Origin of the sequence: Nocardioides pymetrozini, from assembly GCF_046058985.1 — a bacterium.
In the GTDB taxonomy this organism is placed as follows: domain Bacteria; phylum Actinomycetota; class Actinomycetes; order Propionibacteriales; family Nocardioidaceae; genus Nocardioides.
This window is the reverse complement of the sequence record NZ_CP175556.1, coordinates 2890645-2917280: the sequence shown is the minus strand read 5'-3', so window position 1 is coordinate 2917280 and position 26636 is coordinate 2890645. Positions and strand designations below refer to the sequence as shown.

Here is a 26636-nt window from a genome sequence, read left to right as displayed (position 1 = left end):
CAGTGAGCGACGACAGGTCCACCGACAGGTCCACCGACCGGGCCACCGACCGGGCCACCGACCGGGGGAGGGACGCCGACGGGGGTGCCCGCGGGGCGTCGCCGTCGACGCGGGCGCTGACCATCGCGCGCGTGCGGGACAACATCGCCCGCGTGGTGTGGATGGTGTGCATGGCTCTGGCCCTGGTCCTGGCCATCGCGGCGTTCACCTATGCGCTCGAGGCCAACGAGGACAACGGCCTGGTGACCCTGGCGCGCGACCTCGCCGACGCCTTCGACCTCGGCTTCTTCGACCTCGACAACCCGGTGAAGGCCTTCGAGGGCAAGAACGCCGAGGTGAAGACCGCGCTGTTCAACTACGGCCTCGCCTCGGTCGTCTACCTGGTGATCGGGCGCGTCCTCGAGCGGATCGTTCGCCCGTGACGGCCGGCCGGCTCCCCGGCGCGTCGTGACGGACGCCACGTGGACCGGCTCCCCGTCCGTAGTGACCGGGCGGTAGCCTGCGAGACGCTGTCCTCAGCGGACCAGAGCTGTTCCCTGCCCGGCCACGCGGCAGGGCTCACGTTGCACAGGAAGGGGCCGGTCCGGCCACCGCGGACGAGGAGATCACCGTCACCGCGCTCACCGTCGGCCCGGCCGAGGCCGAGGCCGCCGTCCGCAAGGCGCTGCAGATGGGCGCCGACAAGGCGGTCCACGTGCAGGACGACGCGATCGCCGGCTCCGACGCCGTCGCGACCTCGCTGGTCCTCGCCAAGGCGATCGAGAAGATCGGCGTCCCCGAGCTCATCGTGGGCGGTCTCGCGTCGACCGACGGCGGCATGAGCGTCGTCCCGGCGATGCTCGCCGAGCGCCTCGGCCTGCCGCAGGTCACCCTCGCTGCCGTCGTCGAGACCCAGGGCGACCAGGTCCGCATCAAGCGCGACGGCGACACCGCGACCGAGGTCATCGGCGGCACCCTGCCGCTCGTCCTCTCGGTCACCGACCAGTCCGGCGAGGCGCGCTACCCCTCCTTCAAGGGCATCATGGCCGCGAAGAAGAAGCCGCTCGAGGCGCTGACCCTCGCCGACATCGGCGTGGACGCCTCCGAGGTCGGCCTCGAGGCCGCCTGGACCAAGGTCGAGGCGACCTCGGCCCGCCCGCCGCGCACCGCCGGCGAGATCGTCAAGGACGAGGACGGCTCGGGCGCCACGGCGCTGGTCGACTTCCTCGCGTCCAAGAAGTTCATCTGAGGAGCGTTGATCCATGTCTGAAGTTCTCGTTCTGGTCGACCACGTCGACGGCGCGGTCCGCAAGCCCACCTACGAGCTCCTCGCGATCGCGAAGCGGATCGGCTCCCCGTCGGCCGTCTTCATCGGCGGCGCCGACAAGGCCGACGCCGCCGCGGAGGCCGTGAAGGGCTACGGCGCCGACAAGGTCTACGTCGTCGACGACGCGGAGATCAAGGGCTACCTGGTGGCCCCGAAGGCGGAGGTGCTGCAGCAGCTCGCCGAGAAGGCCGCGCCCGCCGCGATCCTGATCCCGGCCTCGGCCGAGGGCAAGGAGATCGCCGGGCGCCTCGCGATCAAGCTCTCCTCGGGCCTGATCACCGACGCCGTCGACGTGCAGGTGAACGGCGACGACATCGTCACCACCCAGTCGGTCTTCGCCGGCAACTTCACCGTCGACGCCAAGGTCGTCAAGGGCACCCCGATCATCGCGGTGAAGCCCAACGCGGCCGCTCCCGAGGAGGGTGCGGGCGCCGGAGAGGTGGAGCAGTTCGCGGCCACCATCTCCGACGCCGCCAAGACCGCGCAGATCGTCGCCGCGCAGCCGCGCCAGGCCACCGGTCGCCCCGAGCTGACGGAGGCCGCCATCGTCGTCTCGGGCGGTCGCGGCACCGGCGGTGACTTCACCGCGGTCGAGGCCCTCGCCGACGCGCTCGGCGCGGCGGTCGGCGCCTCGCGCGCCGCGGTCGACTCCGGCTGGAAGCCGCACACCTTCCAGGTCGGCCAGACCGGCAAGGTGGTCTCCCCGCAGCTGTACGTCGCCAACGGCATCTCCGGCGCCATCCAGCACCGCGCCGGCATGCAGACCTCGAAGACGATCGTGGCCGTCAACAAGGACGAGGAGGCCCCGATCTTCGAGCTCGTCGACTTCGGCGTGGTGGGCGACCTGCACGCCGTCCTCCCGAAGGTCACCGAGGAGATCGTCAAGCGCAAGGGCTGAGCCGAGGCCGAGCGTGTCGATGTCGCGTGACACGCAGCGGCCCGGTCCCGAGGCGCCCGCTCCCGCAAGGGGGCGGGCGCCTAGTGCTTTCCGTGACCGCGGGCGTCAGCCCGCGGACGGCTCCGCCGGCGTCGTGAGGATCCGCGCGGCGAGCCGCCGGACCAGGTCGGCCTCCCGGGGCCCGGGGGCCTGACCGGCCTGGAGCGGGCGTCGTACGACGGCGATCGGCAGCTCCGCCATCGCGAAGACGATCTCCTCCGGGCTGGCCGCGGTCTGGGCCGCCAGCCGGCGGACGCTGGCGCGCAGCTCGCGTCCGATCTGCTCGTCGGTCGTCGCCGCGGCGCGGGCCTCGGCCGGCCACTCGTCCGGACCGAAGGCGCGCATGCCCGCCAGCAGCACCTGAGCCTCGGCGAGGTTCTCCCGGCACCACTCCACGACCCAGACGGCGGTCGCGATGACGCTCTCGACCGTGGGATCGCCGAGCCGGACGCGGTAGGCGCCCGCGAAGCGCCGCGACGTCCGCAGCCACACGGCGGCCAGCAGGCTCGGCCGGTCGGCGAAGCGGTGGTACACCGAGCCGTTCGCGGCTCCCAGTGCGTCGGCGACGGCGCCGAGGGTGACCGCCCGCACGCCGCTCCGGGCGAACAGCGCGACCGCGGCGTCGACGAAGTCGTCGGTGGTGTGCTTGGCCGGCCTCCCCATGGAAGTGGAGTGTATGCTCCACTAATTATGGAGGAGTTGCTCCACAAAGGAGGCGCCATGTCCGGAACGCTCACGCCCGAGCGGCCGACCCTCGCGATGGCGGCCGGCGTGCTCGCCGCGCAGCCGTTCAACGACCTCGTCGGCGCCCGGATCACGCGCTTCGAGGAGGGCGAGGCGGTGCTGGAGCTCACGATCGAGGACCGGCACCGTCAGCAGCACGGGCTGGTCCACGGGGGCGTGCTCGCCTATCTCGTGGACAACGCCCTCACCTTCGCGTGTGGGACCGTCCTGGGGTCCCAGCTGGTCACCGGTGGACTGACGGTCACCTACCTCGCCGGCGCCCGCGCCGGGCTGCTGCGCGCGACGGCGCGGTGTGAACGCCCTCGCGGCCCGCCATGCGGTGGCGACGGTGACCGTGGACGAGGTCGCGCCCGACGGCTCCGCCCGCGCGTGCGCGGTCGGCCAGGGCACGGCGCGGGTCGTCGGTGCCGCTCCGGTTTAGTGAAGTAAGAACAGTGGTCTAGTGTTCTTTGCGTGAAGCGCGTCGCCACTGCCGTCCTCCTGCTGGCCGCCCTGCTCGTGGGTCCCGCCCCGAGCGCCTCGGCGGACGACACCTGGGTGCCCACCGCCGGCGCCGTCTTCAACGACCCGACGCGGGGCGTCAAGGCGCGCACCCGCGTCATCCGGGCCCGGTCGGTCCTGATCAGCAGCTCGAGCAACCTCGGCTACGGCGCCGCCGCAGGCCAGTGGAACGACGCGCTCACCCTGTACGGCGACGACGCGCTCTTCGGCGCCTGGGTCACCGTCTTCGACCAGCTCCGCCGCGACCGGCCCGTGCGTCCGCGCCACCTGGAGTACCGGGGCGGGGTCGTCGGCGTCGACTTCCAGCGCCCCGACGGCGACCCCGCCCGGCGGGTGGTCCTGCGGCGCGCCACCGGGGACCCCCAGCTCCAGCGGCTGCGGCGGGTCGAGTGCGCCGCGCCGGCCGGCTTCGGTGACGGCCAGGGGCACACGGTCGTCCGGGTCAACATGTACGCCTGGTACGCCGGACGCGGCGAGGCCCTCGCGCGCGAGCTGGCCTCGATGCGCGCCGAGGGCTGCGACATCGCGGTGGTCGGGTCGGTCGTCAGCGGCCCGGTCGTGCGGATCCTGCAGCGCGCCGGCATCCCCGTCCGGATCGCCGACTGGGACTGGGGCGAGAAGCTGTCGACGGCGGGCGACGAGATGGTCTTCGGTGCGCGGTGCTACGCCCACCTCAAGTACGTCACCGTCAACGGCACCTTCCGCGGGGCGGCCACCCGCGTGGTGTGGACCGGCTCGGAGAACTGGTCACCCCCGGGCCTGAGCAGCGACGAGGTCACCCTCGAGGTGCAGGACCCCACGGTGGTCGCCGCGTACGACGCGCAGTGGCAGCTGATGTACGGCAACCCTCGGATCAACCACCGGCCGGGCGTCCAGCCCAGGAGCCGTCCCTGCGCGTGACCCCGCCCGGTCCCTATCCTGGGACCATGACTGCCGAGGTCGAGGTCCGCGAGGTCGCCCAGCGCGCCCGGGTCGCCAGCCGCGCGCTGGCGCTCGCCACCCGCGCCCAGAAGGACGCCACCCTCCACGCGATGGCCGAGGCGCTCCTCGCCCGGGCGGACGAGATCCTCGCCGGCAACGCCGAGGACGTCGCCCGCGCCGAGACCGACGGCACGCCGCCCAACATCATCGACCGGCTCCGGCTCACGACCGAGCGCCTCGAGGCCATGGCCCAGGGCCTGCGCGACGTCGCGGGCCTGCCCGACCCCGTGGGCGAGGTGGTGCGCGGCAGCGTGCTCGCCAACGGCCTCGAGCTGCGGCAGGTCCGGGTCCCGTTCGGCGTCGTGGGCATGATCTACGAGGCGCGGCCCAATGTGACCGCCGACGCCGCCGGCATCTGCCTGAAGTCCGGCAACGCCGTCCTCCTGCGGGGCAGCTCGTCGGCGCGGTCGAGCAACGCCGCCATCGTCGGCGTCCTGCGCGACGCGGTCGCCGCCTCCGGCCTGGACGCCGACGTCGTGCAGCTCGTGCCGGGCGACACCCATGACAGCGTGAAGGCGCTGATGCGGGCCCGCGGTCACGTCGACGTCCTGATCCCGCGCGGGGGAGCGGGCCTGATCCAGTCGGTGGTCACCGAGTCCACGGTCCCCGTGATAGAGACCGGCGTGGGGAACTGCCACGTCTACGTCGACCGGGCCGCCGACCTCGACAAGGCGCTCGCGATCGTCCTCAACGCCAAGACCCACCGCACCAGCGTCTGCAACGCAGCGGAGTCGCTGCTGGTCCACGCCGACCTCGCCGAGGAGTTCCTGCCCCGCGTGGTCGCCGCGCTCCAGGGCGAAGGGGTCACGATCCACGGCGACGACGCCTTCGGCGCGCACCCGGGCGTCGTACCGGCCACGGAGGAGGACTGGGCCGCGGAGTACCTCTCCCTCGACCTCGCCGCGCGTGTCGTGCCCGACATCGACGCGGCGCTGGAGCACATCCGGGCCTGGTCGAGCGGTCACTCCGACGCGATCGTGACCGAGGACCAGGGCGCGGCGCGCCGCTTCGTCGCCGAGGTCGACTCAGCGGCCGTCCTCGTGAACGCCTCCACCCGGTTCACCGACGGCGGCGAGTTCGGCTTCGGGGCCGAGATCGGCATCAGCACCCAGAAGCTGCACGCCCGCGGGCCGATGGGACTGCCGGAGATGACCTCGACCAAGTACGTCGTCATCGGCGACGGCCACGTGCGCTGACGTCTCGGTCCCGCCGGACTCCAGGCGGGCAAGCCGCCACAGGCCCCACGCCATCGCGGCGAGCGCCGCTGCCGACGCCGCGGCCGACCCGACGGAGTGCTCGGCGACCTCGCCGAGCACCAGGTGGGCGAAGCCGAGCGCCAGCAGGCAGTTCACGACGTTGAGGACCGGCATCGAGGCGGACAGCCGGGCCGCCCGGTAGGCCAGCTGGTTGACCGCGACGCCGCCGACCCCGCACGCCACGAGCAGGCCGGGGAGCCGCCCGGCCTCGACGAGGACGGACATCAGCCCGAACAGGACGCCGGCAGCGCCGCCGAGCAGGAACGCGCGGCGGGTCGGCCGGGGATCGACCCCCGCGACGGCGAGGAGCAGGACCGCGACCAGGCCGCAGCCGGCCACTCCGGCCAGCAGGGCGCCGGGGTCGGGGCTGTGCCGGCTCTCGGTGGCCCGGGTCGCGAGGAGCAGGACCGCGATCGCTCCCGCGGTGACTGCGACCGCGACCAGCTCCGCACGTCCCGGGCGTGCGCGGGACAGCGCCGCGCGCAGCGGCACCGCGAGGACGATGCCGAGGATCGCGATCGGCTGGACCAGGCCGATCGGGCCGTGGTCGAGCGCGAGCACGTGGAAGGCGAAGCCCACCGGGCCCAGCGCCGCCGCCAGCAGGAGGGCGACCAGGGGTGCCCGGCGGGCCGCGAGATGCTGGGTCGAGGTCGACACCGCAGTCGTCGCCGCGCTCGCGAGCGCGAACACCACGGCCAGCCCGATCACGGTGGCGACGCTAGGAGCGGGAGATGGACGGCGGGTGAATCCCTGCGATGGGCAGGGGGTCGGGCATCGGTCCGGTTCCGGCGGGACGGTAGGTTTCGCGCCATGGCAGGCACCCCGGACCGCATCTACGCCGACCCGTCGGCCGAGCGGCTCTTCACGGGGGCGACGGTCATCACCTTCGTGCGCACGGTCATCACGCTGGTCATCGCGGTCTGGGCGGCGTACGAGGGCAGCCTCACCCTGATCGTCGTCGGGCTCGTCACCTACTGGGTCGGGGACAGCATCGACGGGGAGTGGGCGCGCTGGCGCGACTGCGAGACCCGGATGGGCGCGGTCGTCGACATGATGTGCGACCGGCTCAGCTGCGGCGTCCTGTACGTCGGGCTGATCTGGCTGCAGCCCGGAGGCTGGATCAGCGACGAGCCGATGACCTGGATCGGGATCCCCATCGCGATCTACCTCTTCGAGTTCATGGTCATCGACATGTACCTGTCGCTGGCCTTCCTCGCCTGGCCGATCCGCAGCCCCAACTACTTCCACGTCGTCGACCGCCGGATCTACCTGTGGAACTGGTCCCGGGTCGGCAAGGCCGCCAACTCCGGGGCCTTCGCGGTGATCCTGCTGGTCAGCGGCTGGGTCTGGCTCGGGACCCTCATCGCCGTCGGGCTGCTCGTGCTCAAGTGCGTCTCGCTGCGGTGGCTGCTCCAGCTGGGGCTCCCGGTGCCGACCCGCGGGGACGAGGTCGACGGAGCGCAGGCCGCATGATCCTGTGGCTGACGACGTTCGCCTTCAGCATCGCGTCCGCCCTCCTGCCGTTCCTGCCGATCGAGGTCTACATCGTGGGCGCCGGCACCGCCGAGCACGGCACGGCCGCTGCCGTGTCCCTCGGAGTGGCCGCCGGCGCGGGCGCCACGATCGGCAAGATCGTCTGGTACGAGGTGGCGCGCCGCGGGGCCGACTCCGCCTGGGCGCAGCGCAAGCTGTCCAAGCCGAAGATCAAGGCGTCCTACGAGAAGTGGGTCGCCCGGATGCAGGGCCGGCCCTGGTACGCCGCGGGGATCATGTTCGTCGCCGCCTCCGCCGGGATCCCCCCGCTGCTGGCGATGGCGGCGGTCGGTGGCCTGCTGAAGATGCCGATGTGGACGTTCATCCCCACCGTCTTCCTGGGCAGGACGCTGCGCTTCACGCTGCTCTTCCTCGGCGTCGACTTCGCGATCCACTGACCTGAGCGCGGCCGAGCTCGCCCCTGCGCGCCTCTCGGGCACGGCCGAGGCGGGGTTGGCGGCGCGGGTTGGATACGATGCCGCCATGCTCAGCCAGATCAGCCAGACCGCCCTCGCCGTCGTCCTCGCCGCCGAGGAGAGCGGCGAGCCCGCCGTGAACCCGTGGTTCATCGGCGGCGGCGTGCTGGCCTTCCTCCTCCTGCTGCTGCTCGGACTCGTCTGGTTCGGCGGCGGCCGCGAGCACAGCTGAGCCGGCCGTGTCGACGGTGAGCCGGTGACGGACGCGCCCCGCCGTACCCGGCTGGGGGTGATGGGCGGCACCTTCGACCCGATCCACCACGGCCACCTGGTGGCCGCCTCGGAGGTGCAGGGCTGGTTCGACCTGGACGAGGTCGTCTTCGTCCCCACCGGCCAGCCGTGGCAGAAGGCCGACCGGCAGGTCGCGCCCGCCGAGCACCGCTATCTCATGACCGTCATCGCGACGGCCGCCAACCCCCGGTTCACGGTCAGTCGGGTCGACATCGACCGCGGCGGGCCGACGTACACGACGGACACGCTGCGCGACCTGCGGGCGCAGCGGCCCGACGCCGACCTGTACTTCATCACCGGCGCGGACGCGCTGACCGACATCTTCAGCTGGCGCGACGTGGACGAGCTCTTCGAGCTCGCGCACTTCGTCGGCTGCACCCGCCCCGGCTCCGAGATGGACCCGGCCACGCTGGCCCGGATCCCGCACGACCGGGTCACCATGGTCGAGATCCCCGCGCTCTCGATCTCCTCCACCGACTGCCGGGAGCGGCAGCGGGCCGGCCAGCCGGTCTGGTATCTCGTCCCCGACGGCGTCGTCCAGTACATCACCAAGCACGGCCTCTACCCGGCCGCTCCCGCCCCGCGGGCCACCTCTCGAACGGAAGCTCCATGACCGCCACCGACCACGCCGTCCAGCTCGTGCACGCCGCCGCCCTGGCCGCAGCCGACAAGCTCGCGACCGACCAGCTGGCCTTCGACGTCAGCGAGCAGCTCGCCATCACCGACGCCTTCCTCCTGGCCAGCGGCGCCAACGACCGTCAGGTCCGCGCCATCGTCGAGGAGATCGAGGACAAGCTGCGCGAGCTCGACGCGAAGCCGATCCGCCGTGAGGGACACCGCGACGGGCGGTGGGTGCTGCTCGACTACGGCGACGTGGTGATCCACGTCCAGCACGCCGAGGAGCGCGAGTTCTACGCGCTCGAGCGACTGTGGCGCGACTGCCCGACCATCGACCTCCCGGCCGAGGTCCACGGCCCCGTCCCGCCCGCCGAGTGAGCGCCCGCGTGCCGGGCCGCCGCATCGTCCTGCTCCGGCACGGCCGGACCGCATGGAACGCCGAGAAGCGGATCCAGGGCCAGCTCGACGTCGAGCTCGACGCCACCGGGATCGAGCAGGCCCAGGCCGTGGCGCCGCTGGTCGCCGCGCTCGAGCCCGCCCTCGTCCGGTCCAGCGACCTGGCCCGGGCGCGGCTCACCGCCGAGACGGTGGCCAAGGTGGCCGGGCTGGAGCCGACGTACGACGAGCGGCTGCGCGAGTTCCGGCTCGGCGACTACCAGGGGCTCACGCACGCCGAGCTCGAGGCGCGCGACCCGGCGGCCTTCGGCCGCTTCCAGCGCGGCGAGTGGGACGAGATCCCGGGCGCCGAGGCGCCGGCCGCGGTGGCCGCGCGCTTCGCCGCCGCCGTCTCCGACCTGGCGGCGGCGCTGGGGCCGGGAGAGACCGGGGTCGCGGTCTCGCACGGCGCGGCCACCCGGTCGGGCCTGGTCGCCTTCCTCGGCTGGCCGCTCGAGCTCGCCCACGACCTGCGCGCCCTGGGCAACTGCGCGCGCGTGGTCCTGGAGGAGCGCTCCACCGGTCAGTGGGCGCTGGCGGCGTACAACATCTGAGCGGCCGGGCGACCCGGCCCGGTGATTCAGGTGCGAGCGAAGCGAGCCTGCCGGTGGTTGAGGTGCGAGCGAAGCGAGCCTGCCGGTGGTTGAGGTGCGAGCGAAGCGAGCCTCGAAACCCCACCCCGATTTCACCTCGCTGGGGTCCTTTGGCTAGTATTCCGGACGTCGCTTCGGCCTCCGGGTGGAAGCGATGACCCCGGGGGTGTGGCGCAGCTGGTAGCGCACCTGCATGGCATGCAGGGGGTCAGGGGTTCGAGTCCCCTCACCTCCACCGAGGTAGTTGCGAGAGAAGGCCGGATCCCCAGGATCCGGCCTTCTTCGTCCTGGAGCCCCTAGGCTCACCGCGTGACGAGCGCGCGCAGGACGGGCGAGGTGTCGTACTGGTGGTCCGAGCTCGGGATCCCGGAGCCGCAGGACCTGCTCGCGGGCGACGGCGAGGCGGACGTCGTGATCGTCGGCGCGGGCTACACGGGCCTCTGGACGGCGTACTACCTGTCCGACCTGCGGCCCGACCTCGACGTGCGGATCGTCGAGCAGCGCTTCGCGGGCTACGGTGCCTCGGGCCGAAACGGCGGCTGGCTCTCGGCGTCGGTGACGGGCGGGCTCGACGGCTACGCCCGGACCCATCCCCGCGCGGAGGTCGCGCGCTTCCAGCGCGCCATGAACGACGCCGTCGACGAGGTGGTCCGGGTCGCGGAGCGGCACGGCATCGACGCGGAGGTACGCCGAGGCGGCACCCTGCTGGTCGCCCGGAACGCCGCCCAGGCGACGCGCGCCCGCCAGGCCGCGGCCGCCGCCGAGCGCTGGCCGGAGACCGGCGCCCGCCTGCTCACCGCCGACGAGGCCGGCGCCAGGATCCGGGTCGCCGGTGCCCGCGTGGCGGTGTGGGAGCCGCACTGCGCGCGGATCCATCCGGCGAGGCTGGCCCGCGGGCTGGCCCGGGCGGTCCGTGAGCGCGGGGTCCGGATCCACGAGGGCACCACGGTCCGTGCGATCGCCGGCGGCCGGGTGGAGACCGACCGGGGGACGCTGCGGGCGCGCCACGTCGTCCGCGCGACGGAGGGCTTCACCGCCGCGCTGGCGGGGGAGCGGCGTACCTGGGTGCCGATGAACTCCTCGATGATCGTGACCGAGCCCCTGCCGGACGCGGCCTGGGCGGAGATCGGGTGGGCGCACTACGACACGCTCGAGGACTTCGCCCACGTCTACTCCTACGCGCAGCGCACTCCCGACGGCCGCATCGCGATCGGCGGCCGGGGCAACCCCTACCGCTTCGCCTCGCGCACCGACCTCGACGGCGACATCCCCGAGCGCACGGTGCGCCACCTACGGCAGGTGCTCTGCTCGTGGTTCCCGATGCTGCGCGAGGTCCCCATCGCGCACGCCTGGAGCGGGGTCCTCGGCGTGCCCCGCAACTGGCGGGCGACGGTCGCCTACGACGCGAGCAGTGGTCACGGCTGGGCAGGCGGGTACGTCGGCACCGGCGTCACCGCGACGAACCTCGCCGGGCGCACCCTGGCCGACCTGGTCGCGGGGGAGCGGACCGAGCGCACCACGCTGCCCTGGGTCGACCAGCGCGCCCGGTCGTGGGAGCCCGAGCCGCTGCGCTGGCTCGGCATCCACGGGCTGTACCGCGCCTACGGGCTCGCCGACCGGCTGGAGCAGCGAGGCGCACCCCGTACGTCTCGCATCGCGACACTGGCGAACCGCGTCAGCGGGCGGTAGCGGGACTCCGGATGTGACGTGCGTCAACAACACTGGACCTCAACTCTGGTTGAGGTCCTAGCCTGCGGCACGTGACGGGATCGCTCGCAGACCAGTTCAAGGCAGGCTTCCGCCGCCACGCCGCCGGCGTCGCCCTCGTCGTCGGTGAGACCGCGACCGGGCCGGTCGGCGCGACGGTGTCCAGCGTGGCGTCCGTCAGCGCGGACCCGGCGCTCCTGTCGTTCTCGCTGGCGCGAGCGAGCTCGGTGGGTCCCCAGCTGGTCGGCTGCGACCGCCTGTCGGTCTTCGTGCTGAGCGCCGACCAGGCCGATCTCGCCGCGGCGTACGCCGACCGTCGCGCCGAGCGCTTCACCGACGAGCAGGGATGGGCGCGCGACGAGCGCGGACTCGTGCTGCCCGGAGCCGTGGCGACCTTCCGCGGCCGTGCGGTGCGCGTGATCCCGGCCGGCGGGTCGTGGCTGGTGCTCCTCGAGGTCGACGAGGTCGAGCTCGGCCGCCCCGTCGCACCGTTGGTCCATCACGACCGCGAGTACTGGACGCCGGCACCGCTGCCGGAGGACCGCGTGCTGCCGCTGCTGCGCGCGGTCGAAGGCTGAGCCCCGAGCCGCGGGCCGGCCTCACGAGAGGACGAAAGGAACCGCCCATGCGACTGTTCGCGCGCACTGTCGAGGTGTCCGCCCACTGCGACCTGCCCTGCGGCGTCTACGACCCCGCCCAGGCCCGCATCGAGGCCGAGTCGATCAAGGCCGTGATCGCCAAGGCGCTCGACAGCGACGACCCCGACTTCCGCACCCGCGCCATCCTCATCAAGGAGCAGCGCTCCGAGCTGGTCAAGCACCACCTGTGGGTGCTGTGGACCGACTACTTCAAGCCCCCGCACTTCGAGGCCTACCCGCAGCTGCACACCCTGGTCAACGAGGCCACCAAGCTCGCCGGCGCCACCGGGACCAAGGGCACCCTCGACCCGGCCAAGGCCGACGAGCTGCTCGCCAAGATCGACGAGATCGCCGAGATCTTCTGGGCCACCAAGTAGGCCTGATCACAACGGACTAGTCCGCACGGCACACGGCCGGCCCCCGCTGGGCGGGGGCCGGCCGTGTTCCTGGTGGGGCAGGTCGGGGTATCGGCGATCAGCCGTCCGTCGGTCGTCCGCGGAACTGCGGGTCGACGTGCAGACGGTCGTGATCGGCGCCGTGGTCGGAGCCGTGGTCGGGACCGGGGGCGGCGGGGTCGGTCGTGTCGGCCGGCGGCGTGTGGTCGCTGCGGTCGGCGCTGGGGTCGACGCGCTCGCTGTCGTGGGCGACCTCCTCGTTGCGGCGGCGGTCGAGCACGAAGGCGCCGACGAGGCCCAGCGCGATGAACGCGGCGACGACGACGCCGAGGATGAGCCAGGCGGGTGACATGTCCATGCTCCGCCGGTACCCGCCCGGTGTCGGCTCAGTCACCGACACGCGGCCGCGAAGTCTTGACTGGTTCAAGAAAGATGGCATGCTGGGTCCCATGACCGCGCCCGACTTCCAGCAGCAGCTGCGGGACGTCGCGCTCCGGGTCACACGGCCCCGGCTCGCGGTCCTCGAGGCCGTGCACGCCCACCCCCACGCCGACACCGAGTCGGTCATCGCGGCGGCGCGGGCACTCCTGCCCGACGTCTCGCACCAGGCGGTGTACGACTCCCTGCACACCCTCACCGGCGCCGGCCTGGTGCGCAGCATCAAGCCCGCGGGCTCGGTGGCGCGCTACGAGACGCGCACCGGCGACAACCACCACCACGTCGTCTGCCGCACCTGCGGCTCCATCGCCGACGTGGACTGCGCGGTGGGGCACGTCCCCTGCCTGACCGCGTCCGACTCCCACGGCTTCGTCATCGACGAGGCCGAGGTCATCTACTGGGGCCAGTGCCCCGACTGTTCCGTCCGCCCTGACTGACCGTCACCCCCTGAAAGGTTGAGAATGACCGAGAACCCAGGCTGCCCCGTCGCCCACGACGGGGGCGGGAGCGAGAGCGAGAACCCGGCGCTGGACTCGCCCACCCCGAAGGCGCACCGCCCGCGGTCGAACAAGGACTGGTGGCCCAACCAGCTCGACCTCTCCGTGCTGCACGCCCACGCGCCGGCCGGCAACCCCCTGGGGGAGTCCTTCGACTACGCCGCGGAGTTCGCGAAGCTGGATGTCGAGGAGCTCAAGCGCGACATCACCGAGGTGCTGACCACCTCGCAGGACTGGTGGCCTGCGGACTTCGGCCACTACGGCGGCCTGATGATCCGCCTGAGCTGGCACGCCGCCGGCACCTACCGGATCTACGACGGCCGCGGCGGCGCCGGCGACGGCAGCCAGCGCTTCGCGCCGCTGAACAGCTGGCCCGACAACGGCAACCTCGACAAGGCGCGGCGCCTGCTGTGGCCGGTCAAGCAGAAGTACGGCCAGAAGATCTCGTGGGCCGACCTGCTGGTGCTCGCCGGGAACGTCGCGCTGGAGTCGATGGGTTTCAAGACCTTCGGCTTCGCGTTCGGTCGTGAGGACGTCTGGGAGCCCGAGGAGGTCTTCTGGGGTCCCGAGGACACCTGGCTCGGCGACGAGCGCTACAGCGGCGACCGGCAGCTCTCGGAGTCGCTCGGCGCCGTCCAGATGGGCCTGATCTACGTCAACCCGGAGGGCCCGAACGGCAACCCCGACCCGCTCGCGTCGGCGCGCGACATCCGCGACACGTTCGCGCGGATGGCGATGAACGACGAGGAGACCGTCGCGCTGATCGCCGGCGGCCACACCTTCGGCAAGACCCACGGCGCCGGACCGGCGGACCACGTCGGTCCCGAGCCGGAGGGCGCGCCCCTCGATGAGCAGGGCCTCGGCTGGCGCAGCACCTTCCGCAGCGGCAAGGGCGAGGACGCGATCACCTCGGGCCTCGAGGTCACCTGGACCGACAAGCCGACCCAGTGGAGCAACCGCTTCTTCGAGATCCTCTTCGGCTACGAGTGGGAGCTCACCGAGAGCCCCGCCGGCGCGAAGCAGTGGGTCGCCAAGGACGCCGAGGCGATCATCCCCGGCCCGGCCCCGGACTCGCCCAAGCGCAAGCCGACCATGCTGACCAGCGACCTCGCCCTGCGCTTCGACCCGGAGTACGAGAAGATCTCGCGCCGCTTCCTCGAGAACCCCGACCAGTTCGCCGACGCCTTCGCCAAGGCCTGGTACAAGCTGCTCCACCGCGACATGGGCCCGGTCTCGCGCTATCTCGGCCCGTGGGTGCCCGAGCCGCAGCTGTGGCAGGACCCGGTCCCGGCGGTCGACCACCCCCTCGTCGACGACCAGGACGTGGCCGCCCTCAAGGAGAAGGTCCTCGCCTCCGGTCTCGGCGTCGCCGAGCTGGTCTCCACCGCGTGGGCCTCGGCCGCGACCTTCCGCACCACCGACAAGCGCGGTGGCGCCAACGGCGCCCGGATCCGGCTCGCGCCCCAGAAGGACTGGGAGGCCAACCAGCCCGAGCAGCTCGCGACCGTCCTCGGCAGGCTCGAGGAGCTCCGGGCCGAGTTCAACGCGCAGGGCGAGAAGAAGATCTCGCTGGCCGACCTCATCGTCCTCGCCGGCTCGGCAGCGGTCGAGAAGGCGGCGAAGGACGGCGGCTTCGACGTGACGGTGCCGTTCCGCCCCGGACGCACGGACGCCACCCAGGAGCAGACCGACGTCGAGTCCTTCGCCGTCCTCGAGCCGCGGGCCGACGGCTTCCGCAGCTACGTCCGCGCCGGGGAGAAGCTGCCGCTGGAGACCCTCCTCCTCGACCGTGCCTACATGCTGGAGCTCTCCGCCCCGGAGATGACCGTGCTGCTCGGCGGCCTGCGCACGCTGGGGACCAACGTGGGGGGCACCTCCCACGGCGTCCTCACCGAGCGGCCCGGCGTACTGTCCACCGACTTCTTCACCAACCTGCTCGCGCCGGGCACGGTCGTGAAGGCGTCGGAGAACGAGGAGAACGTCTACGAGATCCGGGACGCCGCCACGGGTGAGGTCCGGTGGACCGCCACGGCGGCCGACCTGATCTTCGGCTCCAACTCGCAGCTGCGCGCCCTCGCCGAGGTCTACGCCAGCGCCGACGCCCGGGAGAAGTTCGCCGCGGACTTCGTCGCGGCCTGGACCAAGGTCATGGAGCTCGACCGCTTCGACCTGCGCTGACCGGCACGCACGGACCGCAGCGCTGAGCGGAGGCCGCCCCGAACGGGGCGGCCTCCGCGTCCTTTTCCGGGCGCCTCCGGGCGCCGTCCCCGCGGACGACCACGGGGAGGGCAGGATGTCCGCATGAGCGACGCACCCGACAACAGCACCATCGCGTACGTCCACGTGCCGGAGCGGCACCGCTACGAGATCCGCGACGGCGAGACGCTGGTCGGCTTCACGCAGTACCGGCTTCCGGACGAGGAGCACGTCGACTTCGTCCACACCGAGGTCGACGACGCGTACGGCGGCCGCGGCCTGGCCGGCGACCTCGTCGCGATGGCGCTCGCCGACGTCCGCGGCCAGGGCAAGCGGATCCACGCGCACTGCCCCTACGTCGCGCGGTGGATCACCAAGCACGAGGAGTTCGCCGACATCACCGACCCGGTCTGATGGGCGACACGCCCGCGGCCGGGGCCGAGCGGCGCCGCGACGTCTTCTTGGACAAGGCCCAGCCCGCGTCGTACCAGGCCGCGGCGGCGCTGGCCCTCGAGGTCGGTGCGGCGGCGGAGGCCGCGGGCCTCGACCGCCGGCTCGTCGAGCTGCTCAACATCCGGGTCTCCCAGATCAACGGGTGCGCCTACTGCCTCGACCTCCACCGCCGCCGCGCGGTGGAGGCCGGCGAGTCCGAGCGCCGGCTCGTGGTGCTCGACGCGTGGTCCGAGACGAGCCTGTTCAGCGAGCAGGAGCGTGCCGCCCTGCAGCTCGTCGAGTCGATCACCCGGCTGCCCGAGCCGGACGAGCGCCGCTACGCCGAGGACGAGGCCCGGGCCGTGCTCGGGGACGCCGCATACACCGCGGTCGCGTGGGTGGCGATCACGATGAACGCCTTCAACCGGATCTCGATCACCAGCCACCACCCGGTCCGGTAGCGCCGCCGCCCCCGGTTCACCCGGCCGCAACCTGTCCGCAGGGAGTGGTTCACGGGCGGCTGGTCGGGTGCACCCATGACCTCCGTGCGCCCCGAGAACCGCCCGCTGCTCGCCCTCGCCCCCGAGGGGAACCGGCACGGCTCGCGCTCTCACATGACCTGCCTCTTCCGCTGCGGCAACGCCTGCGACCAGCCCGAGCCGAACCCCACCGACCACGTCCGCATGCGCGACGAGATCGCGAAGGCCGTCGGCCGCCGCAGCTTCCTGCGCGGTGGCTCCCTGACCGCCGGCGCGCTCCTGGTGGGCGGCGTCGTCCAGTCCGGTGGGCTCGCCGCCGCCGCGACCCAGGCCCCGCGCCGTCCCGGCGCCCCGACCGGGCACGGCTCGCTCGGCCAGGCGGCCTTCACGCCGGTCGAGCCCAACAAGCGCGACGCCTTCGTCACCGCGAAGGGCTTCGACCACGACGTGGTCATCCGCTGGGGCGACCCGGTCGTCAAGGGCGCCCCGGAGTTCGACCCGCACGCCCAGTCGGTCGAGTCCGCGCGCCGACAGTTCGGCTACAACTGCGACTACGTCGGACTGCTGCCGCTGAACGACGACGAGGCCCTGCTCGTCGTGAACCACGAGTACACCGACGAGAACCTGATGTTCCCGACCGGCGCCTACACCGCCGACGAGATCAAGCGGATCGCCATCGCCAGCCACGGCATGTCCGTGGTGAAGGTGCGCCGCCACAAGCCGGCCGGCTCGTGGAAGCGCGCCGGCCTCGGCCACTCCGCCCAGAACCGCCGCATCCACGACGCCACCGTCTTCGAGCTCACCGGCCCCGTGGCCGGCGACCTGCGCGTGCGGACCACCGCCGACCCCGCGGGCAAGCACGTCCTCGGCACGTTCAACAACTGCGCCGGCGGCACCACGCCCTGGGGCACGGTGCTGTCGGGCGAGGAGAACTTCAACCAGTACTTCGACAAGGGTGCCGGCCTCGACAGCCGCTACGCCGCCCAGTACGCCCGCTACGGCATCAGCGGCTCGGGCAAGGGCTGGAGCAGCGTCGACCCGCGCTTCGACCTGTCGAAGGAGCCGCACGAGCCGCACCGCTTCGGGTGGATCGTCGAGATCGACCCCTACGACCCGACCTCGACGCCGCGCAAGCACACCATGCTCGGCCGCTTCAAGCACGAGGGCGCCAACATCGCCATCTCGGCGGCCGGCCACGCCGTGGCGTACATGGGCGACGACGAGCGCGGCGACTACCTCTACAAGTTCGTCTCGGCCGGCACCTACGACGCCAGCGGCACCAAGGCAGCGCGGGCGAAGAACCTCGAGCTCCTCACCAAGGGCACGCTGTACGTCGCCCGGCTGACCGGCGACGGGACCGAGGACGGCCAGTTCGACGGGACCGGCACCTGGATCCCGCTGACCTCGGACACCGAGTCCCACGTCCCCGGCATGTCGGTCGCCGACGTTCTGCTGTTCACCCGGCTCGCTGCTGACAAGGTCGCCCCGACCAAGATGGACCGCCCCGAGGACGTGGAGCCGAACCCGGTCAACGGCAAGGTCTACGCCGCGCTCACCAACAACTCCGACCGCGGGGTCAAGTACCCCACCGACGAGGCGAACCCGCTGGGCAGCTCGATGGTCCGGGCGAGCATCGGCGCGCCGCTGACCAGCGCCAAGGGCAACCGCAACGGCTACGTCCTGGAGCTGACCCCGGGCGGGGGCGACCACGCGGCGACGAGCTTCGTCTGGGACCTCTTCCTCGTCTGCGGCGACCCGGCCGCGCCGGAGACGTGGTTCGGCGGCTTCGACAAGGCGAAGGTCAGCCCGATCAGCTGCCCCGACAACGTCGCGTTCGACGCGGCCGGCAACCTGTGGATCTCCACGGACGGCAACGTGCTCGGTAGCAACGACGGCGTCTTCCGCGTCCCGGTGGCCGGGCCGAACCGCGGCCAGGTCCAGCAGTTCTGCACGGTGCCGAAGGGTGCCGAGGCGTGCGGCCCGCTGGTCACCGACGAGGACCGCTCGCTGTTCGTCGCGGTCCAGCACCCCGGCGAGATCGACGGCGCGACCTTCGAGAACCAGGCCAGCACCTGGCCGCACACCGACGCCTTCCCGCGGCCTTCGGTCGTGGTCGCCTTCGCGGCGCGCTGACCCGCCCGCAACGGGCTTCCGCAAGCACGCCGACCCGGCGCGAAGCTACGCCGAGTCGACGCCGACCCGGCAGAAGATCGACCGGTCCAGGTCATCTTCTGCCGGGTCGGCGCATGTTCGGGTCAGGTGATGGTCAGGCCGCCGTCGACGGCGAGGGTCTGGCCGGTGATGTAGCCCGCGGCGTCGGAGGCGAGGAAGACCAGGGTCGCGGCCAGCTCGCGGGCGTCGCCCTTGCGGCCGGCCGGGATCCGCTGCCTCTGCTGGTCGAGATAGCCGGGCGGGTACTCGTCGGTCATCTCGGAGGCGAAGAAGCCCGGCGCGATCGCGTTGACCCGGATCCCCTTGCGGCCGGTCCACTGCTGCGCGAGGTCCCGCGTCATCCCGATGACGCCGGCCTTCGACGCGGCGTACGCCGCCTGGGGGAGGCCCGCGGTCGTGATGCCGAGCACCGAGGAGATGTTGACGATGCTCGAGCCCGGCTCCATCACCCGTCCGCAGGCCTGCGCCATCCAGTAGCTGCCGTTGAGGTTGACGTCGATCACCTGGCGGAACTGCTCGGGCGTCTCCCGTGTGGCCGGTACGGCGGTCCCGACGCCCGCGTTGTTGACGAGGATGTCGACCCGGCCGAGCTCGGCGACGGTCGCGTCGACGAGCGCCTGGCACGACGCCGGGTCGGCGACGTCGGTGGCGACGCTGAGCGCGCGCCGGCCCGCGGCCTCGACGAGGGCGGCGGTGTCGGCGAGCCGGTCGACGCGGCGCGCGCCGAGCGCGACGTCCGCGCCGGCCTCGGCGAGGGCCCGGGCGAAGTCGACGCCCAGTCCGGAGCTGGCGCCGGTGACGACGGCGACCTTGCCGTCGAGTCGGAAGAGGTCGGTCACAGTCATGCGGGCACCGTAGCGCCCCGGGTGGGAGCGTCTCGAGAGCCCTCACTAAGGTCTGCCTAAGCTCGACCCTCAGGAGGACACCCGTGGAACCGGTCATCGAGCGCCCGCTCGCCGCGCTCTGGCAGCGCTACCGGCGCTTCCGCGGGCGGTTCGTGCTCGCCGTGGCGATGTCCACGCTCAACAAGGTCGCCGACGTGGTGCCCGAGCTGCTCATCGGCGCGGCGGTCGACGTGGTCGTCCGCGGTGCCGACTCGTTCGTGGGGGACCTGCTCGGCGTGGAGTCCCGACACGCGCAGCTGGGCTGGCTGGCGGTGATCAACCTGGTGGTGTGGCTGGTGGAGTCGGCCTCCGAGTACGCCGCCGACGTGCTCTGGCGGGGCCTGGCGCAGGGCATCGAGCACGACCTGCGGGTCGAGGCCTACGACCACGCCCAGCACCTGCACCTGGGCTGGCACGAGTCCCGCCCGCAGGGCTCGACGCTGGCAACCCTCAACGACGACGTCAACCAGCTCGAGCGGATGCTCGACATCGGCCTGCCGTCGATCCTGCAGACCGCGCTCAACGTGGTGCTCGTCGGCGCGGTCTTCGCGGCCGCGTCGTGGGAGCTGACCCTCTACGCCTTCCTCCCCATCCCCGTCATCGTCGTGGGCTCGCTGGCCTTCCAGCGCCGGCTCGAGCCGCTCTACGACCGCGTGCGCGAGCGCGTCGCCGACCTCTCCGGGGCGCTGAGCGCGAACCTGGCGGGCATCGCCACCATCAAGGCGTTCACCGCCGAGGAGCGCGAGCGCGACCGGATCGCGGCGGTCTCGACCGCCTACCGCGAGGCCAACCTCGTCGCCATCCGCTCCTCGGCCGCCTTCGTCCCCCTCGTGCGGATGGCGATCCTCGCGGGCTTCACCTGCACCCTGCTCCTCGGCGGCTGGGCCACCCTCGACGGGGAGCTGGAGCTGGGGCTGTACTCGGTGCTGGTGTTCATGACCCAGCGCCTGCTCTGGCCGCTGACGGCCGTCGCCGAGGTGCTCGACCTCTACCAGCGAGGGCGCGCGTCGACGGCCCGGATCCTGGCGCTGCTGGCCGAGCCCGTCGACGTACCGGCGGGGACGCGGGCGCTCGCGCGGCCGGTCCGGGGGCGGGTGGAGCTGCGCTCCGTGCGTGCCGGGTACGCCGACGGGCCCGACGTGCTGCACGACCTGGACCTCGTCGTCCCGGCGGGGGAGACCCACGCCATCGTCGGTCCGACCGGCGCCGGGAAGTCGTCCCTGCTGCGGCTGGTGCTCCGCTTCGACGACCCGCGAGCGGGACAGGTGCTGCTCGACGGCACGGACGTGCGCGAGCTCGACTGGGACTCGCTGCGCGGGTCGATGGGCTATGTCGCCCAGGACGTCTTCCTGTTCGGCGGGACGATCGCCGACAACATCGCGTACGGTCGCCCCGACGCCACCCGCGCCGACGTCGAGGCGGCCGCGGAGGCCGCGGCCGCCGCGGAGTTCATCGCACGGCTCGACGGGGGCTACGACGCCTGGGTGGGAGAGCGCGGGATCACCCTGTCGGGCGGCCAGCGCCAGCGGATCGCCCTGGCCCGCGCGCTCCTGCGCGATCCCGCCCTTCTCGTGCTCGACGAGGCGACCAGCGCCGTCGACAACGAGACCGAGGCGGCGATCCAGCAGTCCCTGCGCCGCGCGGGGGAGCGGTGTACGACGATCGTCGTCGCGCACCGGCTCTCCACGGTGCGTCATGCCCACCGGATCTGGGTCCTCGACGGCGGGCGGATCGCCGAGGCGGGCACGCACGACGAGCTGGTCGCCCGCGACGGCGCCTATGCGGCGCTGTGGCGGGTCCAGACCGGCGAGGCCGTGGGCTGACCGGCCGGCGGCGACGACTATCCTTTGGCCGTGAGTGAAACGGTCGCATCCTCCGAGGTCCACTACGACGTCCATGCCGTCGAGGAGAAGTGGCTTCCGGTCTGGGAGTCGCTCGACCCGTTCCGGGCCGACGACGCGGCCGTGACCTCGGGCGAGCGGGAGAAGCGCTACGCGCTGACGATGTTCCCCTACCCGAGCGGCGACCTCCACATGGGGCACGCCGAGGTCTTCGCGATCCACGACGTCCTGGCCCGCTACTGGCGCTTCCGCGGCTTCGAGGTGCTCAACCCGATGGGCTGGGACTCCTTCGGCCTGCCCGCCGAGAACGCCGCGATCAAGAACGACGAGCACCCCGCGACGTACACCTACGGCAACATCGAGACGCAGTTCGCCTCGATGAAGAGGTACGGCGTCAGCTTCGACTGGTCCCGCCGGCTGCACACCTCCGATCCGGCGTACTACAAGTGGACCCAGTGGCTGTTCCTGAAGCTGCGGGAGCAGGGCCTGGCCTACCGCAAGAACTCGCCGGTGAACTGGTGTCCCAACGACCAGACCGTGCTCGCCAACGAGCAGGTGCTGGCCGACGGCACCTGCGAGCGCTGCGGGGCCGAGGTCACCAAGAAGGAGCTGACGCAGTGGTACTTCAGGACCACCGCCTACGCCCAGGAGCTGTACGACGCGCTCGATGACCTGCAGGACAGCTGGATCCCCAAGGTCGTCAACGCCCAGCGGAACTGGATCGGCCGCTCCGAGGGCGCGCACGTCACCTTCGACATCGAGGGGCACGACGCCGTCACGGTCTTCACGACCCGTCCGGACACCCTGTGGGGCGCCACCTTCATGGTGGTCGCCGCGGACGCGAAGCTGGCGGCCGAGCTGGTCTCCGACGAGCAGCGCCCGGCCCTCGAGGACTACCTCGTCGAGGTCCGCAAGGCCTCGGACATCGACCGGCTCTCGACCGAGCGGCCGAAGACCGGCGTCTTCCTCGGCGTCCACGCGACGAACCCCGTGACCGGCGAGCAGATCCCCGTCTGGGCCTCCGACTACGTGCTCGCCGACTACGGCACGGGCGCGATCATGGCGGTGCCCGCGCACGACCAGCGCGACCTGGACTTCGCTCGCCAGATGGACCTCCCGGTACGACGCGTGGTCGACACGGGCGAGGAGAACCCCGAGGAGTCGGGGGTCGCGACCACCGGCAACGGCACCTACGTCAGCTCCGGGCCGCTGGACGGCCTCACGGACAAGGCCGAGGGCATCCGCAGGGCGATCGCGCTGCTGGAGGCCGACGGCCACGGCACCGGGACCGTCAACTTCCGCCTGCGTGACTGGCTGCTCTCCCGGCAGCGCTACTGGGGCGCGCCCATCCCGGTCATCCACTGCCCCGTCGACGGTGAGGTCCCGGTCCCGGAGGACCAGCTGCCGGTCGAGCTGCCCGAGCTGCGCGGCGCCGACCTGAAGCCGAAGGGCACCTCGCCTCTCGGCGCGGCGACCGAGTGGGTCAACGTCAGCTGCCCCACCTGCGGCGGGCCCGCGACCCGCGACACCGACACCATGGACACCTTCGTCGACTCGTCGTGGTACTTCTTCCGCTTCCTCTCGCCGCACGACGACGAGCAGGCCTTCGACCCCGCCCTGGCCAAGGCCTGGGGCCCGGTCGACTTCTACCTCGGAGGCTCCGAGCACGCGGTCCTGCACCTGCTCTACTCGCGCTTCTTCACCAAGGCGCTGCGCGACATGGGCCTGATCGACTGGGACGAGCCGTTCTCGGCGTACCTCTCGCAGGGCACGGTCATCAACAACGGCCACAAGATGAGCAAGTCGCTCGGCAACGGTGTGGCGCTCGGTGCCCAGCTGGAGGAGTTCGGCGTCGACGCCGTGCGCCTGACCCTGGTCTTCGCCAGTCCGCCGGAGGACAACATCGACTGGGCGGACGTCTCGCCGGCCGGCTCGGCCAAGTTCCTGCAGCGCGCCTGGCGCCTCGCGGGCGATGTCACCTCGGCGCCCGGGTCCGACCCGGGGACCGGCGACCTGGCCCTGCGCAAGGTCACGCACCGCACGATCAGCGAGGCCGAGCACCTGCTCGACTCCTACCGCTTCAACGTCGTGGTCGCGCGGATCATGGAGCTGGTCAACGCCACCCGCAAGGCCATCGACAACCCGCCGGAGAAGGGCGGGTGCGGCCCCGCGGACCCGGCCGTCCGGGAGGCGGTGGAGACCGTCGCGATCCTGCTCTCCCTGGTGGCGCCGTACACCGCGGAGGAGATGTGGGAGCGGCTCGGGCACCAGCCCTCCGTCGTCCAGGCCTCCTGGCCCGTGGCGGACCCCGCGCTCCTGGTCGAGGACGCCGTCACGGCCGTCGTCCAGATCCAGGGCAAGGTGCGTGGGCGGCTGGAGGTCGCGCCGGACATCAGCGAGGCCGACCTCGAGGCGGCCGCGCTGGCCGATCCCGCGGTGGTGCGGGCCATCGACGGCCGACCGGTGCGCAAGGTGGTCGTGCGGGCGCCGAAGCTCGTCAACATCGTCGTCTGACCCGACGGGCGGCTCCGACCGGTAGCCGTGGTGAGCCCTTGCGGGAAGCCTCTCCGAATGATTGACTGATCAGTCAAACAACTCGGAGGAGCAGCCATGGCCAGGGCGAGCGTCGAGGCGGAGCGCAAGGAGCAGATCCTCGCGGCCGCCTGCGAGGTGGTGTCGGAGATCGGGTTCAAGTCACTGCGGATCGCGGACGTTGCGAAGCGCGCCGGCACGAGCACCGGCACCGTGCACTACTACTTCGACACCAAGCGCGACCTGATGCACGCCGCCTTCGACTGGAACTTCACCCAGTCCCTCGGCCGCCGGCGCGAGATCCTCGAGAGCGACGCCTCGCCCAGCCAGCGGCTGCGCGACTTCGTCGAGTCCTACCTCCCGGAGGGGGACGAGACGATCAGCGCGTGGCACGTCTGGGCCGAGCTCTGGGTCGAAGCTCTCCACGACGCTGACCTGCAAGAGCTCAACGAACGCGTGTACGGCGAGTGGCGCCGCGCCGTCGCCGCGATCATCCGCGACGGGCAGGACGCGGGCGAGTTCCGCGACGGCGACCCGGTGATCTTCGCCAACGGCCTGATCGGGATGATCGACGGCCTCAGCCTCCAGGTGCTGCTGGGCTCGCGGAGCATGAGCGCGGACCGGATGCGCGCGGTCTGCGAGCAGGTCCTGGGCTGGTTCGTGCTGGCTCCCTGAGCCGCGGACGCGTCGCTCCAGAGGGGCCGGTGGCGATCGCCACCGGCCCCTCGCGGCATTCTTGACTCGCGGGTCAGAATTCTTCGGTGTTGCCCTTGACACACCCCTGTGGCGGCGATCACTCTGGTCATACATAACTGACGCACCAATCAACTTTGGATACCAGGGGTCACCATGAAGCGAGTTCTGACGGCGGGTGTAGCGATCACGGCAGTGATCGGGCTGGCGGGCTGCGGCGCCGCCGGCGGCAGCGAGGACCAGCTGACCGTCGTGATGTGGGGCGGCCAGGACCAGAAGACCCACGTCGCCGAGGCCATCCAGCCGTGGGCCGACGAGGCCGGCGTCACCCTCAAGCAGGACTCGCCCAGCGACTACGCGAAGTTCCGGGCGCAGGTCGAGTCCGGCAAGGTCAGCTGGGACGTCGTCGAGGTCGAGCCGAACTTCGCGCACACCGCGTGCGAGAAGGGCTGGGCCGAGAAGATCGACACCGAGATCGTCGACACCAGCGCCCTCAACCCCGAGGAGGTCACCGAGTGCGCGATCCCGGTCCTCGAGTACGCCTTCACCATCGGCTACAACACCGACACCTTCGCCGACGCGCACCCGACCTCGTGGGCCGAGTTCTTCGACACCCAGCGCTTCCCCGGCAAGCGCGGCTTCTGGAAGTACGCCACCGGCGCCATCTTCGAGGCCGCCCTGCTGGCCGACGGCGTGAAGCCCGACGAGCTCTACCCGCTCGACATCGACCGCGCGTTCAAGAAGCTCGACACCATCAAGGACGACATCGTCTTCTACGAGACCGGTGAGCAGCAGCAGCAGCTCGTGGCGTCGGGTGAGGCCCCGCTGGTCCAGGCCTGGAACGGCCGCATCTACTCCGCGGCCAAGGAGGGCCAGCCGGTCGCCAACGAGTGGAACGAGCACCTGCTGTCCTACGACCAGCTCGTCATCCCCAAGGGCGCCGAGAACGCGGAGAACGCCCAGGAGTGGATGCAGTGGTACGTCGAGCACCCGGAGGCGCAGGCCGGGTACTCCAACGCAACGGCGTACGGTCCGATCACCGAGGAGGCGCTCGAGCACGTCGACGCCGAGGTCCTCGCGGAGCTTCCCACCTCGCCCGCCAACGCCCCCAAGCGGGCCGCGATCATCGACTACGCCTGGTGGGCCGACAACTACGACGAGGTGTCCGAGCGGCTGAACGAATGGGCCGCCCAGTGAGCTCCACCGTCTCCGAGCCGGTCGCGCCAGCGGCCGGCACGACGCCCGGCGCCGGGGGCTCCCCGGCGCCGGCGCGGCGGCGGCCACGGATCTTCGACGGCTGGGGCCTGCTGGTCCTGCCGCTCGTGGCCTTCCTGCTGGTGGTCTTCGTCGCGCCCCTCGTCACGATCCTCGCGCGCAGCTTCACCGACCCCAGCACGGGCCTGGAGAACTACCGCGACTTCTTCGGCTCGCCGGTCTACCTCGACGTCCTCGGCAACACCTTCCGGATCTCCGGACTCGTCACCCTGGTCACCCTGCTGCTCGGGTTCCCGTACGCCTACCTGATGACGCTCGCGCCACCGTTGTGGCGTGGGGTGCTGCTGGTGGCGGTGCTCATCCCCTTCTGGACCAGCCTCCTGGTGCGCACCTTCGCCTGGGTGCTCATGCTCGGCGACACCGGCGTGGTCAACCAGCTCCTGATGTCGATCGGCCTGATCGACGAGCCGACCCAGCTGATCCGCAACCAGACCGGCGTCCTCGTCGGCATGGTCCAGGTGATGCTGCCCTACGCCGTGCTGCCGCTGTACGCGACGATGCGGCAGATCGACCGTCGGCTGGTCGACGCGGCCGAGGGTCTCGGAGCCCGGCCGATCTCGGCCTTCTGGCGGGTCTACGCCCCGCTGACGCTGCCCGGCGTCGCGGCGTCCTGCCTGCTCGTCTTCATCTCCTCGATCGGCTTCTACGTCACGCCGGCACTGCTCGGCGGGCCCAAGGACATGATGATCGGCGAGCTCATCGTCCAGCAGCTCTCGGCCGTGCTGCGCTGGGGCTTCGCCTCCGCGCTCGCCGTGATCCTGCTCCTGGTGACCGCCGCCCTGCTGCTGCTCGTCTCCCGCATCGTCAACATCGGCAAGTTCATGGGAGGCGAGCGATGAACCACCC

At 72.1% G+C, this 26636-nt stretch carries 28 protein-coding genes and 1 tRNA gene; 26 read left to right on the top strand and 3 right to left on the bottom strand.

The window, feature by feature from the left end:
- Positions 1–2: 2 nt before the first annotated feature.
- The 3 genes from ACJ5H2_RS14330 (at position 3) to ACJ5H2_RS14320 (ending at position 2204) form a co-directional block, all read left to right on the top strand.
- The gene (locus ACJ5H2_RS14330) at positions 3–422 is read left to right on the top strand and encodes a hypothetical protein (RefSeq protein ID WP_408896083.1); all 420 of its coding nucleotides are present in this window, start codon (positions 3–5) and stop codon (positions 420–422) included.
- 77 nt (positions 423–499) lie between these two features.
- On the top strand, positions 500–1228 hold the full coding sequence (locus ACJ5H2_RS14325) for an electron transfer flavoprotein subunit beta/FixA family protein (RefSeq protein ID WP_408899638.1): 729 nt from the start codon (positions 500–502) through the stop codon (positions 1226–1228).
- A 13-nt stretch (positions 1229–1241) separates the two neighbouring features.
- Positions 1242–2204, top strand: a complete 963-nt coding sequence (locus tag ACJ5H2_RS14320) for an electron transfer flavoprotein subunit alpha/FixB family protein (RefSeq protein WP_408896082.1) — start codon at positions 1242–1244, stop codon at positions 2202–2204.
- Between the two features lie 105 nt (positions 2205–2309).
- Here the strand turns inward: ACJ5H2_RS14320 and ACJ5H2_RS14315 are convergent, their stop codons facing one another.
- Complete coding sequence (locus ACJ5H2_RS14315) at positions 2310–2906, bottom strand: TetR/AcrR family transcriptional regulator (RefSeq protein ID WP_408896081.1); 597 nt, start codon at positions 2904–2906, stop codon at positions 2310–2312.
- 57 nt (positions 2907–2963) lie between these two features.
- On the opposite strand from ACJ5H2_RS14315, the gene ACJ5H2_RS14310 reads away from it, so the two are divergent.
- The 13 genes from ACJ5H2_RS14310 (at position 2964) to sodN (ending at position 12333) form a co-directional block, all read left to right on the top strand.
- On the top strand, positions 2964–3416 hold the full coding sequence (locus tag ACJ5H2_RS14310; RefSeq protein WP_408896080.1) for a PaaI family thioesterase: 453 nt from the start codon (positions 2964–2966) through the stop codon (positions 3414–3416).
- Positions 3417–3440: 24 nt separating this feature from the next.
- Positions 3441–4388, top strand: a complete 948-nt coding sequence (locus ACJ5H2_RS14305; RefSeq protein WP_408896079.1) for a hypothetical protein — start codon at positions 3441–3443, stop codon at positions 4386–4388.
- Positions 4389–4414: 26 nt separating this feature from the next.
- Positions 4415–5665 (top strand): glutamate-5-semialdehyde dehydrogenase, encoded by a 1251-nt coding sequence (locus tag ACJ5H2_RS14300; RefSeq protein WP_408896078.1) that lies wholly within the window; start codon positions 4415–4417, stop codon positions 5663–5665.
- Between the two features lie 870 nt (positions 5666–6535).
- Entirely contained in the window at positions 6536–7198 is a 663-nt protein-coding gene (locus tag ACJ5H2_RS14295; RefSeq protein WP_408896077.1) for a CDP-alcohol phosphatidyltransferase family protein, read from the top strand.
- Positions 7195–7656: a hypothetical protein gene (locus ACJ5H2_RS14290; protein ID WP_408896076.1), complete on the top strand. Its 462-nt coding sequence runs from the start codon at positions 7195–7197 to the stop codon at positions 7654–7656. Before ACJ5H2_RS14295 ends, ACJ5H2_RS14290 begins: the two co-directional genes overlap by 4 nt.
- An 85-nt stretch (positions 7657–7741) precedes the next feature.
- Complete coding sequence (locus ACJ5H2_RS14285) at positions 7742–7906, top strand: hypothetical protein (protein ID WP_408896075.1); 165 nt, start codon at positions 7742–7744, stop codon at positions 7904–7906.
- A 24-nt stretch (positions 7907–7930) separates the two neighbouring features.
- The gene (nadD, locus tag ACJ5H2_RS14280; protein ID WP_408896074.1) at positions 7931–8578 is read left to right on the top strand and encodes a nicotinate-nucleotide adenylyltransferase; all 648 of its coding nucleotides are present in this window, start codon (positions 7931–7933) and stop codon (positions 8576–8578) included.
- A complete protein-coding gene (gene rsfS / locus ACJ5H2_RS14275; RefSeq protein ID WP_408896073.1) occupies positions 8575–8961 on the top strand; it encodes a ribosome silencing factor in 387 nt (128 codons plus the stop codon). The genes nadD and rsfS overlap by 4 nt, the downstream gene beginning before the upstream one ends.
- The gene (locus ACJ5H2_RS14270; protein WP_408896072.1) at positions 8958–9572 is read left to right on the top strand and encodes a histidine phosphatase family protein; all 615 of its coding nucleotides are present in this window, start codon (positions 8958–8960) and stop codon (positions 9570–9572) included. Before rsfS ends, ACJ5H2_RS14270 begins: the two co-directional genes overlap by 4 nt.
- 201 nt (positions 9573–9773) lie before the next feature.
- Positions 9774–9846 (top strand) — tRNA-Ala (locus tag ACJ5H2_RS14265).
- Positions 9847–9920: 74 nt separating this feature from the next.
- A complete protein-coding gene (locus ACJ5H2_RS14260) occupies positions 9921–11300 on the top strand; it encodes an NAD(P)/FAD-dependent oxidoreductase (protein WP_408896071.1) in 1380 nt (459 codons plus the stop codon).
- Positions 11301–11371: 71 nt separating this feature from the next.
- Positions 11372–11896, top strand: a complete 525-nt coding sequence (locus ACJ5H2_RS14255) for a flavin reductase family protein (protein ID WP_408896070.1) — start codon at positions 11372–11374, stop codon at positions 11894–11896.
- Between the two features lie 47 nt (positions 11897–11943).
- Entirely contained in the window at positions 11944–12333 is a 390-nt protein-coding gene (gene sodN / locus ACJ5H2_RS14250; protein ID WP_408896069.1) for a superoxide dismutase, Ni, read from the top strand.
- Positions 12334–12430: 97 nt separating this feature from the next.
- Here the strand turns inward: sodN and ACJ5H2_RS14245 are convergent, their stop codons facing one another.
- Positions 12431–12709: a hypothetical protein gene (locus ACJ5H2_RS14245; RefSeq protein WP_408896068.1), complete on the bottom strand. Its 279-nt coding sequence runs from the start codon at positions 12707–12709 to the stop codon at positions 12431–12433.
- A gap of 91 nt (positions 12710–12800) precedes the next feature.
- On the opposite strand from ACJ5H2_RS14245, the gene ACJ5H2_RS14240 reads away from it, so the two are divergent.
- The 5 genes from ACJ5H2_RS14240 (at position 12801) to ACJ5H2_RS14220 (ending at position 18526) form a co-directional block, all read left to right on the top strand.
- Entirely contained in the window at positions 12801–13226 is a 426-nt protein-coding gene (locus tag ACJ5H2_RS14240) for a Fur family transcriptional regulator (protein WP_408896067.1), read from the top strand.
- A gap of 24 nt (positions 13227–13250) precedes the next feature.
- Positions 13251–15464 carry a catalase/peroxidase HPI gene (gene katG / locus ACJ5H2_RS14235; protein ID WP_408896066.1) on the top strand — a complete coding sequence of 738 codons (2214 nt, stop codon included), beginning with the start codon at positions 13251–13253 and terminating at the stop codon, positions 15462–15464.
- Positions 15465–15587: 123 nt separating this feature from the next.
- Complete coding sequence (locus tag ACJ5H2_RS14230; RefSeq protein WP_408896065.1) at positions 15588–15896, top strand: GNAT family N-acetyltransferase; 309 nt, start codon at positions 15588–15590, stop codon at positions 15894–15896.
- A complete protein-coding gene (locus ACJ5H2_RS14225; protein WP_408896064.1) occupies positions 15896–16375 on the top strand; it encodes a carboxymuconolactone decarboxylase family protein in 480 nt (159 codons plus the stop codon). Before ACJ5H2_RS14230 ends, ACJ5H2_RS14225 begins: the two co-directional genes overlap by 1 nt.
- Before the next feature lie 75 nt (positions 16376–16450).
- Positions 16451–18526 carry a PhoX family protein gene (locus tag ACJ5H2_RS14220; protein ID WP_408896063.1) on the top strand — a complete coding sequence of 692 codons (2076 nt, stop codon included), beginning with the start codon at positions 16451–16453 and terminating at the stop codon, positions 18524–18526.
- A gap of 122 nt (positions 18527–18648) precedes the next feature.
- On the opposite strand, the gene ACJ5H2_RS14215 is transcribed toward ACJ5H2_RS14220, so the two are convergent.
- Positions 18649–19410 carry an SDR family NAD(P)-dependent oxidoreductase gene (locus tag ACJ5H2_RS14215; protein ID WP_408896062.1) on the bottom strand — a complete coding sequence of 254 codons (762 nt, stop codon included), beginning with the start codon at positions 19408–19410 and terminating at the stop codon, positions 18649–18651.
- A gap of 83 nt (positions 19411–19493) precedes the next feature.
- Here ACJ5H2_RS14215 and ACJ5H2_RS14210 point away from each other — a divergent pair, with 83 nt between their 5' ends.
- From ACJ5H2_RS14210 to ACJ5H2_RS14190, 5 genes are all read left to right on the top strand, one after another.
- A complete protein-coding gene (locus tag ACJ5H2_RS14210) occupies positions 19494–21272 on the top strand; it encodes an ABC transporter ATP-binding protein (protein ID WP_408896061.1) in 1779 nt (592 codons plus the stop codon).
- A gap of 30 nt (positions 21273–21302) precedes the next feature.
- Positions 21303–23804: a leucine--tRNA ligase gene (gene leuS, locus ACJ5H2_RS14205; RefSeq protein WP_408896060.1), complete on the top strand. Its 2502-nt coding sequence runs from the start codon at positions 21303–21305 to the stop codon at positions 23802–23804.
- 96 nt (positions 23805–23900) lie between these two features.
- A complete protein-coding gene (locus ACJ5H2_RS14200) occupies positions 23901–24497 on the top strand; it encodes a TetR/AcrR family transcriptional regulator (protein ID WP_408896059.1) in 597 nt (198 codons plus the stop codon).
- 174 nt (positions 24498–24671) lie between these two features.
- The gene (locus ACJ5H2_RS14195) at positions 24672–25712 is read left to right on the top strand and encodes an ABC transporter substrate-binding protein (RefSeq protein WP_408896058.1); all 1041 of its coding nucleotides are present in this window, start codon (positions 24672–24674) and stop codon (positions 25710–25712) included.
- On the top strand, positions 25709–26629 hold the full coding sequence (locus ACJ5H2_RS14190) for an ABC transporter permease (protein WP_408896057.1): 921 nt from the start codon (positions 25709–25711) through the stop codon (positions 26627–26629). Before ACJ5H2_RS14195 ends, ACJ5H2_RS14190 begins: the two co-directional genes overlap by 4 nt.
- Positions 26630–26636: the final 7 nt, after the last annotated feature.